The organism is Thermus sp. H19.2 (genome assembly GCF_054979525.1).
In genome coordinates this window covers 577,354-589,916 of record NZ_CM143429.1, presented here as the reverse complement: position 1 = coordinate 589,916, position 12,563 = coordinate 577,354, and the positions used below count along the sequence as shown (strand labels likewise).

The following is a 12,563-nucleotide window of genomic DNA, read 5'->3' as shown; positions in this document are numbered from 1 at the left end:
AAGGATAACGGGGCAGGCCCCCCTATGCACTCTCCCAAGCGACCACCAAGGGCCAACTACTATGCCGCACGGGGAAAGGCCAGTCTGGAAGACGACCCAACAGGCCAGGATACGGGACGGCCTCCACCTGCCCCAGAGTCCATTCTATCGCCGCTGACGATAGAGGCCACGCCGGGGGTCATAGGGACATTCCCTAGAAGCCACATAAGGGCAGAAGCGCCTATGCTCACGCACCTGAAGGGCCAGACGGTGAGGCATGCCACACCTAGGGCACCTAGCCACCCCACGCGAAGCGGGACCAGTCCCATACCTCAGGCTCAGAAGGAGAACCAGAATGACCAGAAGCAGAAGCAGGAGAAGGCCCACGCAAAGAGCTTAACCAATCTTGCCACTTTTGGCGCAAAAGCTCATAGGGAGAACGGCCCTCCCGGTAGGCAATAGCCATGTCTTGCATGGTCAGGTAGGGGAGGCCGTCCACAGCCCGAGGCACATCCCGCCGACCACGGACCTTAGAAGCGTCCCAGACCAATCCCATGCGGTCAAAAATGGCCCTCTTTTTGGGATCCAACTCACGTTGAAGGCGCACTATGGGGGGCTCAAAGATAGCGTAGGTATCGTAGCAAGAAGCGGCGAGAGGGTCCAGGATGACCACCATATTGCGACTTATGCCCTCCCAAATGGTCTTTGTTTGTCTTTGCATCATGCCCAAGGACTCATCCATGACCGCAGTATAGCGGAGAATCTTCCGACCGCGAGCCCACGGGCGCAGAAGAAGCTGAAGAGAAAGGGGAGCAGGCCGAGCCCAGTAGACATAGGCAACCAAGTCGCGGACTATAGCGTCCACCGAGCCATACCGTTGAGTAGCCAGGTAGACATCAACGCCCACCTTCCGGTGCTGAGACCAAAAGGCAATGACTTCCACGGGGATAAGGTCAAACTGACGGGAGGGCAACCACATATGCGCCTCATCAAAAAGGAGAACGCCGTCATGGACGTTCAGAAGCTCGGAATAGTCCCGGATCTCACGGATTAGGTCAGTACGGAGGACAGCTTCCCTATGGTCTAGCCCAGCGCGCTTGCGGAGCCAGAAATAGACGTTCTCCCGGATGAAGCCGAAGTTAGCGTGAACGAGACGGCCCCGCTTCAGAGCCTCAAGGCCCTTGAGAACCAGCATGTAGGACTTCCCCGAACCCGGAATGCCTATGTACGCCTCAATCACCTGCCACCCCGGATGAACGTGATGACGCGCCAGAGAGCCATAAGACCGTAGAAGGACAGCCAGATGCCACCTATAGCGAGAGCTTCACTAATGGGCAAAATCTGATTAGCCACGTTATAGGCCGGAATGATGACGGTATCAAAAAAGGTCCAGGAAGAGGGAACCTGAGGGAGCAAACGAGCCAAGACCAAAAGCACGCTCAGGAGAACATCCACAATATGGCCGAGGAGCCAGAAAACACCCCTAACCAGCCAAAGCAGAACCTCGAGGCCCAGATTCCAGAGGGTGTTCAGAACCCACTGAAGGGCCTGGAGGAAGAAGGTAGCTACGGCCCTAACCGTATCCACCAGCCAGGTGGCGAGGGACCCAAACGTGCCCGCCAGCCACTGGAGAAGGTCCAGAAGCCCACTAATCAGCGCACCCATAGGCTACCTCCCCACCTTCCCGCGCCCATCCCGCACAGACATTGTAGGGGGCGGGCCACCCCGTCAAGGGTGCTTCGCACCCCTCCGGGCCGCCCCTCTCGCATGTGCAAACCCGTCCTCTCGCCGTGCGGAAAACGTGCGCGATGGGACGGGGCGGCCCTCCGGGGCCAAGGCCCTTGACGGGGCCCCGGCCCGCCCCCAAACCCCGGAAGCGGGGACGGGCGCGGGAAGAATGGCTCGTGAAGGCTTTCACTTCTGCACATCCAGGGACCTCCGGAGGAGGGCGAAGGCCACGGCGAGCCAGAGGCCCGCCGCCAGAACGGGGCGGAACCCGGCCATCATCTGCCAGACCGGAGTGGAACAAATGTCCACATTGAGAACACCTATGCCTTCCAGATTAGCCTGGAATGCGCACGGGGACGACTCGGTTTGAACACGGGGACCTACCCGAAGAACCAGAGCAAAGGGGAAACGGTCAGAGAGAACATCCCGTATCTGCCCCAACTTCTGCTCAACCCTTTGGAGAACTTCTTCCTTCCACGCCTCAGCAATGGGATTCTGCCTATCCCACTCAGGAAGGCGCTCACGCTCGGGAACCTCAATCTCAGGCAACTGAACAGGAGCAATGCGCCCAGGAGGAGGGCCACCAGGCCAAGAATCAGGCTGTTCCTCGGGCTTTTGCTCAGGAGGAGTAGTAGCAGGGTCAGGGTGGCTAGAAGCATCATTAGGGTCAGTCCCCTCGGCAATCTCCTGCCTATCGGGGTATCCATCTCCATCGGTATCCACCCACGGATCGACAGGGGAACGAGGAGACGGACGAGAAGAGGCATCATAGGGGTCAGTACCTACCTGAATCTCCTGCCAGTTAGGAAACCCATCTTCATCAGGGTCAGCGTCAGGGTCAGGATACGCCTCGGGGTTATTGATTAGGTCAGGCCAGGGGACACCCCGCCTATTGGCCTCACGCCACTCCACAGGGTCAGGCCAACCGTCCCCATCAGTATCAATATCAGGGCGGGTAAAGGGGTTATCGGTCCACTGATTAGGGTTAGGGACAGGCTGAAGCTGAACGCCAGGGTAAGGGTTAGCGGGACTGCCTATAGGGTGAGCCTCAATGTAGGGAGCCACCACCTGGTCCCTCAAAGCCTGCCGAGCCTCGGGAGAAGATTGAAGTATCTCTTGGAGAGTACGACGCTTCGGGTAAATATCTATGCGGAAGCCATCAGAAAGCATCTGCAAGCGCCAATCATAAGCCGAAGGGTCAAAGTTAGAAAAACGATACGCAAACCAAACAGGCGGTAGTGTCCCGAATTTTGTGTACGCCCCCACCTAAGCCTGGGGGTATCTGAGATTGAAGATAGCACGGATCTCATCCTCTGCCTGCTGGAAGCCCCGGAGCTTTCTCGTCTGAAACTGCGCCTCGTATCGCTCGGCCACGAAGTAGATCAGCTTGAGTACGGCGTCGGGCGTGGGAAAGGTGTTGTCCCGGGTCTTGGTGGTCCGCTTAACCTCCTTGATCATTCGCTCAAGCAGGTTGGTGCTCTTGATCACCGGCTGCAGAGCCTTAGGGTAGTCGAAGAAGCGCAGCAAAGCCGCAGAGTGCTGAATCCAACTTGCCACCACCTGAGGGTACTTATCGGCCCAGCGACCCCTGAAGCTATTCAGCGCCTTTAAGGCTTCGTTCCGATCGGACGCCCGGACGATGGACGAGAGGTCCCGAAGCACCGCATCCTGATCCTTCCTGCGCACCCGCCGCAGGGTGGAACGCAGCTTGTGCACGGTGCAGAGCTGCCAGTGGGCTCTGGGGTAGACGCGCTTGATCGCAGTCTCGACTCCCGGCAGTTCATCGGTGATGAAAAGCAGCACCTCTTCGAGCCCTCGCTCCTTGAGCTCAAGGAGCAGGTCGCCCCAGCCCGTGCTTGACTCCGTGGGCAAAAGCCAAAATCCAAGAACTTCCCGGTAACCTTCCTCGGTGATGCCCAGGGCCAGGTAGGCGGCCTCGGTGGCTACACCTTCGTTTTCCTGGAACACCTTGACGAATAAAGCGTCCAGGTAGACGAAGGCGTAGCGCGGCTTAAGAGGGCGCTTCCTGAAAGCCTCCAGCCTGGGTAGCACTCCCTCTGCAATGCGACTGATGGTGCTGGCGCTGTAGGTCCCACCCAGCAGATACCCAAGGACCTCGCCCACCTTTCGCGTGGAGATGCCGGCGGCGTACATGGCCAGGGCAAAAGCCTCAAGGTCTTCCATCCGGCGTCGGTAGGGAGCGAACAGAGCGGTGTGGAAGCGGCCATCCCGCTCCCTGGGCACCCGCAGGCGCACCGGACCGTGTTTGGTGACCAAGCCACGCTCGTAGTACCCGTTCTTCTTTCCGCCCCACTCCGCTAGGAAAACCTCGCGTTCCAACTCCATCACCGTTTCCAGCGCTTGCTTGACGGCTTCCCTGACGACTTCATCCAGCCAGCTCCGGTCAATGCTAAAGTCGTGCATGGGGTACCTCCTGTCTCCCTCACAGGTACCCCCTTTCGCTTAGGCGGGCTTACACAAGATTCGCAACGCTACCAAACAGGCGCCTCTTGCAACCAGTACTGAGCTATAGAAGCAAGATTCTGACAACTAAAATCGGAGTAATACCGACCCCACTGATGAGCACAGTTTGGACAATACCAATACCCATCGACATAGTTACCCCGGAGCGAACACGAAAAGGAATTCGCAACATAACCTATGCGGTCCAACGGACGATAAAGGTCATCCAAGGGCGTGCCAGTCTGGGACCTCATCTCATTATAAAACCAGTCTAGGGCAGTATAGACCAGAGCAGCACCCAGAATAATGGTACCGCCCCAACGCACGTAGCGACCTACAGCGGCCTTCTTAGCAAACTGAGCATCGGACCAAGCTATAACCTCTTCAAGGGTACTCCCCTGAACTGCCCTCTTGATAGCGTCCTTGAAATGAGATTGAGCATATGAGGAGGGCCCTCCCACCCCCAGGAGGGCAAGCACCACTAGGAGCAGGAGGGCCCGAGGCATGGGACTACCCCTTCAGGTAACGCTTAGCGTAGCGCCACGCAGCCGCAACGCCGATGGTAGTGCCGAGCACCAGGACACCAGCACCCACAATAACACCCAGGTAGCTGAGAACCCTGGTGGCAATGGCACTAGCATCAAAGGAGATGTCGCCACCCTCAGCCTGAGCCAGAGCAAGAGCCAGGAGGGTAAGGCCAAAGGGCAGATACCGCCTAAGCACGAAACTCACCTCCTTTCTGGACCACCACGGGGCTCATGCCCCGATTGTCCCTAGAGTCGCCGGAGAATATTGCGGAGAAACGAGGCAACCAAACCGGCCCCAAGTCCCCACCAGAAGGCCTCGAAAACCTCACGGTAATCCACACATCACCCCCACAAATCACGCAGGCACCAGGGGGCGCAAAGGTGTAGAGAAGGCCGCACTTAGCGCACTGCCACATCAGAACCCCCGGTATAGATGGCCCATGTATTTCCAGGCCGCCAAGAGGGAGTAGGGGACCACGGTGAAACCGAGAACCCAACCAAACCACACTTCAGGACTCATTACCAATCACCGCCCAGGAGGAGCCCGCCTATCAGCCCGAGGGCAAAGGCAAGAGCCTTCAGAACCTCATGGAGATAGGCGGAGTCCAGAATCAAGACTGCTTCACCTCCTTACGAGCAGGAACAAGCTCAGAAATGAACTGAGCACCCACGACAACAGGGCGAACCTCATTAGCACGCCCACCAAACCCATTCGCCACAGGGATATCCACCTCGAGGCGGTACAACGCGGGCAAGACCTTGAAGGAGTCAACAACCTCAGGGAGAGCTTCAAGCTCCGCCGCCGCTAGACCCCGAGCGTTAGGGTTGCGGGGAGTAGAAGCAACCACCACCCGAGCACCCTTAGTGCCATCCTTCCGAGTGAACTCCGAGACACCAAGAACCAGGACTTGCCTCATGCCGGAACACCCCCGTACCTGTACGCATCAGGCATCAGACCGAACTTAGCCAACTTCCTAGCCTCAGCCTGCTTGTAAATCAACCAGCCATCCTCCACACCCAAGTGGCGGAAGAACGCCCGCCAGACGGCCTGAAAGGAAGCCGAAATGCCAGCTACAACCTTAGCCGTCATGAACGCGCCTAACGCTTGCTTAGCAAGCGCCACCACATCCACCGCGCCCAGCCGCTTTTCCCTCACTACAGGAGTCTCACCCCCTTCCTGAAAGGCTTCCTGAACGAGAACCCAAAGAGGGTCCACAGGAGCATCACGCATGCGGGTATAGCCGTGGTCCTTAGCCCGCAACACCAACCAGTACCGAGTCAGATAAGCCCAAATAGAGGGCACGGCCCACAGAAACGTGTCCCAATCCCGAACATCAGAACCATCACCAGGAACTACCATCTCCGAAAGGACTTCTGGGGTCATTTGGAACTCCACCCGCACAACCTCCCCAGTGATGGGACCATGAGCCTCCTCATACGCCTTCAGAAGTGTGGCCGTCAAAGGCTTGACCTTCGCCTCTAGGGTCTTGGAGTAGACCCGAGCCATGAGGGGACCACGACCGAAGGTAAAACCAGACCACTCACGACCACGCAGGTATACCGCCACCCGCTCAGGACCCTCCTCCCAGGAGGGAGGGACCCTCACCGAGGTAGCGGGGGGCGTGTTACTCATGGGCCCCCCTTCCTGGGCGGGGGCGGGGGCGGAGCCCGCCGCCTCCCCGCCCAGGGAGTAGAGACCGCGAACCCGAGCCCTAGACGTGAAGCGGCCCACATCCTCAATGCAGAAAGCGCCAGGCTCAACCTCCACGTCCACAAAAAGGTCAGCACGGGAAACCTGCACCCGCTGAGGACGTGAGCCCGTCAGATTTTGCAGGGCCTCCAAGAGCCACGAGACCACAGCCTGAGCATCACGCCGGGCATACATCATGAAGCGCCCGGTGAACTCCACCCGCACCGCCGGGAAGCCACGCCGCTGAGTAGACTCCTTGACCGCCGAGAGGCTAATCAAGAGGGCGTTAGCCCCGAAGGAGAGTTGCCAGGGATAATGACGCGTGGGGCGGACCAAGCACGCCTCATACAGAACACCTTCCAACGCCGGGTTAGGAATGGGCAAATAAGCGTCAATACCCCAGAAGATGGCCTCTTCCGGGTTAAGCCTGAACTGATCCTTGAGCAAATCAAGCTTCTCGGAGAAGCCCTCGGGCAACTGATACGCACCCTCAGCCCAGTAAAAGTTAACCACCAGCGTATCTAGCCCATGCCCTAATACCCGGCTCATCAAAGGCATAATAGTCTGGAAGGGCGTGGGCCTGACCCTAGCGGAGTACCACCGCCTCACCCCCCTGCCCCGGCCCGGGGGGGTGCTTTACGTGAAGCCGGGGGCTAAAGGCTTCCGGGACCCGGTGTATGGGCTCCTCCAGAAGAGCGTGGCCCCCTTCGGAAGGAGGGCCCTGGACCTCAACCCCGGGGTGGGGTGGGGAAGCCTTCCCCTGGAAGGCAGCATGGAGGTGGAGCGCCTGGAAACCTCCCGGGCGGCCCTCCGCTGCCTCCTGGCAAGCAGCCTCAAAGCCCGCCTGGCCCTTCCCTGGGAAGCCGAGGAAGGGGCCTACGACCTGGTGGTCCTGGCCCTCCCTGCGGGGCGGGGAAGCCGCTATGTGGAGGCCAGCCTCGTGGCCGCTGCCCGCGCCCTAAGGATAGGGGGCCGGGCCTACCTGGCGGGGGACAAGAACAAGGGGTTTGAGCGCTACTTCAAGGAGGCCCGAAGGCTCCTCGGCTACGGGGAGGTGGTGCGGCGGGAAGGCCCCTACCGGGTGGCCCTCCTGGAGAAGGAGAAGGAGGCCCCGCCCCTTCCTCCCCTCTGGCACACCTTTAAGGCCCGCCTTCTGGACCGGGAGTTCACCTTCCGCCACCTCCCCGGGGTCTTCTCGGCGGGCAAGGTGGACCCCGCCTCCCTCCTCCTCCTCGAGGCCCTGAAGGGGGAGGTGGGAGACCTAAAGGGGAGAAGCGTCTTGGACCTGGGAGCGGGCTATGGAGCCCTCACCCTGCCCCTCGCCCACCTGGGAGGAGAGGTTACGGCGGTGGAGGACGACTGGGGCTCGGTGCTTTCCTTGGAGGAAAGCCTTAGGGCCAACGGGCTCCGGGCCTCGGTCCTCCACTCGGACGTGGACGAGGCCTTGACGGAAGGGGCGCGGTTTGACATCATAGTGACGAACCCCCCCTTTCACGTGGGGGGCGCGGTCATCCTGGATGTGGCCCAAGCCTTCGTGGAAGCGGCGGCGGCCCGGTTAAAACCGGGCGGTGGGTTTTTTCTGGTGGCTAACCCCTTTCTCAAGTACGAGCCCCTGCTGGAGGCGCGCTTCGGTAACTTCAAGACCCTGAGGATCGCCTCGCCGACCCTGGTGAGGGAGTACAAGGTGCTTTTCGCCACGAAGGAGGGAGGAGAGCCTTGAAGGCCAAGAAGAAGAGCAAAGCCGAGACCAAGACCCAGGAACCGGTGGCGGAGCCTACCGCTTCCCCGTCAGGGGAGGCCCTCGAGGCCGAAGCCCCAGAGGCTTTAGGGCTCGGAGATGCGGACCTAGCCGACCTCCCCGAACCCGACCCCGAGCTCTTGGAGGCCGAAGGGGACCTGGCCCTGGAAGACCCCTTGGACCTGGAAGCGGACGAGCTTCTTGCGGGGGAGGGAGAGGGGCTCTTTGAGGAAGAGGAGGAGCTGGCCCTCCCCAAGGTGTCCACCTCCGACCCCGTGCGCCAGTACCTGCACGAGATCGGCCAGGTGCCCCTCCTCACCCTGGAGGAGGAGATCGAGCTGGCCAGGAAGGTGGAGGAGGGGATGGAGGCCATCAAGAAGCTCTCCGAGGCCACGGGGATGGACGCCGACCTCATCCGGGAGGTGGTCCGGGCCAAGATCCTGGGCGCGGCCCGCATCCAGCAAATCCCGGGCCTGAAGGAGCGGCTGGACCCCAAGACCATAGAGGAGGTGGACCAGAAGCTCAAAAGCCTCCCCAAGGAGCTCAAGCGCTACCTGCACATCGCCCGGGAGGGAGAAGCGGCGAGGCAACACCTCATCGAGGCCAACCTCCGGCTCGTGGTCTCCATCGCCAAGAAGTACACGGGCCGGGGGCTCTCCTTCCTGGACCTTATCCAGGAGGGCAACCAGGGCCTCATCCGGGCCGTGGAGAAGTTTGAGTACAAGCGGCGCTTCAAGTTCTCCACCTACGCCACCTGGTGGATCCGGCAGGCCATCAACCGGGCCATCGCCGACCAGGCCCGCACCATCCGCATCCCGGTGCACATGGTGGAGACCATCAACAAGCTCTCCCGCACCGCACGCCAGCTACAGCAGGAGCTGGGCCGGGAGCCCACCTACGAGGAGATCGCCGAGGCCATGGGGCCGGGCTGGGACGCCAAGCGGGTGGAGGAAACCCTCAAGATCGCCCAGGAGCCCGTTTCCCTGGAAACCCCCATCGGCGACGAGAAGGACAGCTTCTACGGGGACTTCATCCCCGACGAGAACCTGCCCTCCCCCGTGGAGGCCGCCGCCCAGAGCCTCCTCGCCGAAGAGCTGGAAAAGGCCCTCTCCAAACTCTCCGAACGGGAGGCCATGGTCCTGAAGCTCCGGAAAGGGCTCATCGACGGGCGGGAGCACACCCTGGAGGAGGTGGGGGCCTACTTCGGCGTGACCCGGGAAAGGATCCGGCAGATCGAGAACAAGGCTCTCCGGAAGCTCAAGTACCACGAGTCCCGCACACGGAAGCTCCGGGATTTCCTAGACTAAGTGCCCGCACTTTGGTTTCGCGACATAGGATGCCCGAGATAAGGCTAGGAGAGGGCTTTTTTGGGGTCCCCGCCGCGGCGAAAGCCGCGGTGGGGTACTTAATGCCATCCCATGGTGGCTTGCGCCAGGTGCCCGAACCAGGGATGGGAGAAGGCTCTTTGGGGGCCCCGGTGGAAGCCTCCACGCCTGGGCTTGGACAAAGGATGCACCCAAAGGGGTATGAGCCTTCCTTAACCTCGCCCGCTCTGGCCCTGGGGCGGGCGCTCCTTTAGGTGGGTGCTGGCATGGACGCAAGCCTCCTCCTCACCCTAAGCTTCGGCCTCCTCTCCGCCCTCACCTGGGGGGCCGGGGACTTCGGCGGCGGCATGGCCTCCCGCCGGGCCCACCCCCAGGCGGTGGTCCTTTGGGTCTCCGGCATCGGCCTTCTCCTCTTCCTCCTCCTGGCCCTGGCCTTCGGGGAAACGCCCAAAGGGCGGGATCTCCCCTTCGCCCTTTTGGGTGGGGCCTCCGGGGCATTAAGTACCCCGCTCTGGCTTGCGCCAGAGCGGGGGCCCCAAAAGAGCCCTGCCGAGCCTTATTTCGGGCAACCCATGTTGCGAAACCAAGGTGCGGGCACTTAGGCCTCCTCGCCTTCTACCGGGCCCTGGCCCAAGGGAAGATGGGCCTCGCCGCCCCAGTAGCGGGGGTGGTAGGGGCGGCGCTCCCCGTGGTTCTGGGGGGTTTCCTCGAGGGGTGGCCGGGCCCCTTCCCCGCCCTGGGCATGGGACTCGGCCTTTGGGCGGTCTGGCTCGTCTCCCGCCCCGAGGGCCGGGCCCCTCCGGGAAACCTGGCCCTGGCTCTCCTGGCGGGCCTTGGCTTCGGCGGGTTCTATGCCCTTATGGACCGGGTGGAGGGGCTCTTCTACCCCGCCGCCTAGGCCAAGCTCACCGCCCTCCTCCTCATCCTCCCCGCCGCCCTCAGGGCCAAGCCCTGGCCTGGAAGGCTCGAGGCCCCTTGGGTCCCCCTGGCGGGCCTGGGGGACGCCGGGGGAAACCTCTTCTTCCTCCTCGCCGCCCAGGCCGGGCGGCTGGACGTGGCGGCGGTCCTCTCCTCCTTCTACCCCCTCTTCACGGTCCTCCTGGCCTGGTTCGTGCTGCAGGAAAGGCTTTCCCAGGGACGGATTCTCGGGGTGGGCCTGAGCCCTCTGGCCATGGCCCTCATCGCCCTGGGCTAGGCCCCAAGGGAAAGCGGGCCACCTCCACCAGGTCCCCTTCCTCGTCGCTCTTGACCAAGGCGGCCTCCTTTACCAGAAAGGAACCCCGGGGAGGCGGGGGCAAAAGCTCCAGAAGGCGCCTGGCCTCCTCCTCCCCCACCCCCAGGGCCAGGGTGAGGTGGGGCAGGTAGCTGGGGCCCTCTATCTCCTTAAGGGGAGGGGCCAGGGGCTCGAGGGCGTGGTAAAGCCGGGCGAAAGCTCCCCCCCCGTAGGCCCTCAGGTACACCACTCCCTGGGGAAAGTACCCCCACCGGCCGAGGCGGACCCGAAAGGGGGGGTGCCCTCGGAGAATCCCCGCCACGGCGATCCGCAAGGCCTCCTCCTCGTAAGGCCATTCAAAGGGTTGGCGGAGGTTGAGGTGGGGCGGGCCGAAGCCCTTCACCCCATGCTGGGCCTGCAAGCCTTCTAAAAAGACCCGCAGGTCCTCGGGAGGCCAGACCAAAACCCCGTACACGCCGCCAGTATACCTGGAATCTATTTTAGAACGATCCTTATCTTTTTGTCGGCCGCCCACCCGTGGCCACGGCCACCGGAAACCCTAGGTCAAAGCCCTTTCCTGGGGCGGGACCGCCCAAAATCCTCCACGCCGTTGTGAAAGCAGCGGACGGACTTTATATAGAAGCAGCCCACGGGACATTTTACTGACACAAGCGGTCATAGGGGTGTGAAGTGGCCTTGTAAGGAGGTGGCCCGTATGAAAAAGGCTCTTTTGGCCCTCCTGGCCCTAAGCCTCATGGTGGCCTTTTCCAGCAAGGAGGCCATCCAGAAGGAGTGGGAACAAAGCGCCCACAACAACGGGATCATGGGAGAAAAGACCCTCTCGGTGGCCACCGTGGAGGCTCGAGGGGAAGCCGCCGCCCACTGCGCCCGCTGCCACAGCCAGCAGGGCTTTCTGGCCTGGCTGGATCAGCTGAAGAAGGGAAACCCGGGCAACCTGGTGGGCCCTGACGGCAAGCCCGCCACCGTGGAGTACCTGAGGAGCCTGGGCCTCACCCAGGCCCAGGTGAAGCCCATCACCTGCCAGACCTGCCACGACGAGGACGGGGACCTGCGTCTGGTCCACGATACCCCCATGCTCCCCTCCGGCTTCAAGGCCACCGCCGTGGGCAACGCCGCCCTGTGCATCACCTGCCACAACTCCCGCAACGGCCGCATCACCTGGAACGCCGAGGACCCCGGGCGCTACACCTACCCCCACGCCTCGAGCCAAGGGGACGTGATCCTGGGCAAGAACGCCTTCTTCGTGGACGACACCAAGGAGTGGCCCAACCCCCACGCCTTCTTCACCGGGAACGCCTGCTCCACCTGCCACATGAGCCTGGCGGGCACCGGCGAGTACACCAGCCACACCTTCAAGGCGCCGGAAAACCTCTGCGCCTCCTGCCACGGGGCCAAATACACCCAGGAGATGGTCCAGGAGAACACCGAACACCTCCTCTCCCTGGTGCGGGCTAAGGCGAACGCCCGGGTGCTGGCGGTGCGGGACCGGATCAAGACGGTGCGGGCCTACAACCCGCAGAACGGCCAGTTCACCCCCAACACCCCGGTGAAGGCGCCCGTCTATCGGGTGGAGATCCTCTCCATCGCCGGGCAGATCGCCTTTAAGATGACCCTCACCGACGGCACCGAGCTTTACAGCCAGCTTGCGGACATCAAGGACGAGAAGGGCCAGCCCGTCTTCCCCACCAAAGACCCCGTGGTGCGGGCCGCCTGGAACTACCTCCTGATCCAGAACGACGGCTCCAAGGGCGTTCACAACCCCACCTACACCCGCCAGGTCCTCCTGGCCACCTTGAACGCGCTTCAGTAAAGGAAGCGGAAAGGCCCCCGGGGCCACCCCGCCCCGGGGGTTTTCGCGCCGCTCCCCGCACCCGGCTGG

General features: G+C 62.1%; 12 protein-coding genes and 1 pseudogene. 6 read left to right on the top strand and 7 right to left on the bottom strand.

The annotated features are described in order from the left end of the window. Positions 1-274: 274 nt before the first annotated feature. The 6 genes and pseudogenes from ACY5J6_RS03330 to ACY5J6_RS03305 all read right to left on the bottom strand — a co-directional run bounded on the left by ACY5J6_RS03330 (position 275) and on the right by ACY5J6_RS03305 (position 6,945). Positions 275-1,219 (bottom strand): zonular occludens toxin domain-containing protein, encoded by a 945-nt coding sequence (locus ACY5J6_RS03330; protein ID WP_462845936.1) that lies wholly within the window; start codon positions 1,217-1,219, stop codon positions 275-277. Next, entirely contained in the window at positions 1,216-1,644 is a 429-nt protein-coding gene (locus ACY5J6_RS03325; RefSeq protein WP_462845935.1) for a hypothetical protein, read from the bottom strand. The genes ACY5J6_RS03330 and ACY5J6_RS03325 overlap by 4 nt, the downstream gene beginning before the upstream one ends. A 747-nt stretch (positions 1,645-2,391) precedes the next feature. Then, positions 2,392-2,877: pseudogene (locus ACY5J6_RS03320) on the bottom strand (hypothetical protein); the annotation flags it as partial. 96 nt (positions 2,878-2,973) lie between these two features. After that, complete coding sequence (locus tag ACY5J6_RS03315) at positions 2,974-4,131, bottom strand: IS256-like element ISTth5 family transposase (RefSeq protein WP_462844881.1); 1,158 nt, start codon at positions 4,129-4,131, stop codon at positions 2,974-2,976. A 549-nt stretch (positions 4,132-4,680) separates the two neighbouring features. Beyond that, the gene (locus ACY5J6_RS03310) at positions 4,681-4,902 is read right to left on the bottom strand and encodes a hypothetical protein (RefSeq protein WP_462844538.1); all 222 of its coding nucleotides are present in this window, start codon (positions 4,900-4,902) and stop codon (positions 4,681-4,683) included. Between the two features lie 708 nt (positions 4,903-5,610). After that, positions 5,611-6,945: a hypothetical protein gene (locus ACY5J6_RS03305; protein WP_462845934.1), complete on the bottom strand. Its 1,335-nt coding sequence runs from the start codon at positions 6,943-6,945 to the stop codon at positions 5,611-5,613. A 16-nt stretch (positions 6,946-6,961) separates the two neighbouring features. Between ACY5J6_RS03305 and ACY5J6_RS03300 the strand changes: the two genes are divergently transcribed. The 5 genes from ACY5J6_RS03300 (at position 6,962) to ACY5J6_RS03280 (ending at position 10,645) form a co-directional block, all read left to right on the top strand. After that, positions 6,962-8,107, top strand: coding sequence for a methyltransferase (locus ACY5J6_RS03300; RefSeq protein ID WP_462845933.1), 1,146 nt, complete (start codon positions 6,962-6,964; stop codon positions 8,105-8,107). 44 nt (positions 8,108-8,151) lie between these two features. After that, entirely contained in the window at positions 8,152-9,432 is a 1,281-nt protein-coding gene (gene rpoD / locus ACY5J6_RS03295; protein ID WP_462846487.1) for an RNA polymerase sigma factor RpoD, read from the top strand. 284 nt (positions 9,433-9,716) lie between these two features. Further along, on the top strand, positions 9,717-10,052 hold the full coding sequence (locus tag ACY5J6_RS03290) for a hypothetical protein (RefSeq protein ID WP_462845932.1): 336 nt from the start codon (positions 9,717-9,719) through the stop codon (positions 10,050-10,052). 38 nt (positions 10,053-10,090) lie between these two features. Beyond that, on the top strand, positions 10,091-10,348 hold the full coding sequence (locus ACY5J6_RS03285) for a hypothetical protein (RefSeq protein ID WP_462845931.1): 258 nt from the start codon (positions 10,091-10,093) through the stop codon (positions 10,346-10,348). A gap of 24 nt (positions 10,349-10,372) precedes the next feature. Beyond that, the gene (locus ACY5J6_RS03280) at positions 10,373-10,645 is read left to right on the top strand and encodes an EamA family transporter (RefSeq protein WP_462846486.1); all 273 of its coding nucleotides are present in this window, start codon (positions 10,373-10,375) and stop codon (positions 10,643-10,645) included. Here ACY5J6_RS03280 and ACY5J6_RS03275 read toward each other — a convergent pair. Further along, positions 10,629-11,138: a 2'-5' RNA ligase family protein gene (locus ACY5J6_RS03275; protein WP_462845930.1), complete on the bottom strand. Its 510-nt coding sequence runs from the start codon at positions 11,136-11,138 to the stop codon at positions 10,629-10,631. The genes ACY5J6_RS03280 and ACY5J6_RS03275 overlap by 17 nt on opposite strands. Positions 11,139-11,378: 240 nt before the next feature. Between ACY5J6_RS03275 and ACY5J6_RS03270 the strand changes: the two genes are divergently transcribed. Continuing rightward, positions 11,379-12,494, top strand: coding sequence for a hypothetical protein (locus tag ACY5J6_RS03270; protein ID WP_462845929.1), 1,116 nt, complete (start codon positions 11,379-11,381; stop codon positions 12,492-12,494). The last annotated feature ends 69 nt before the right edge of the window (positions 12,495-12,563 follow it).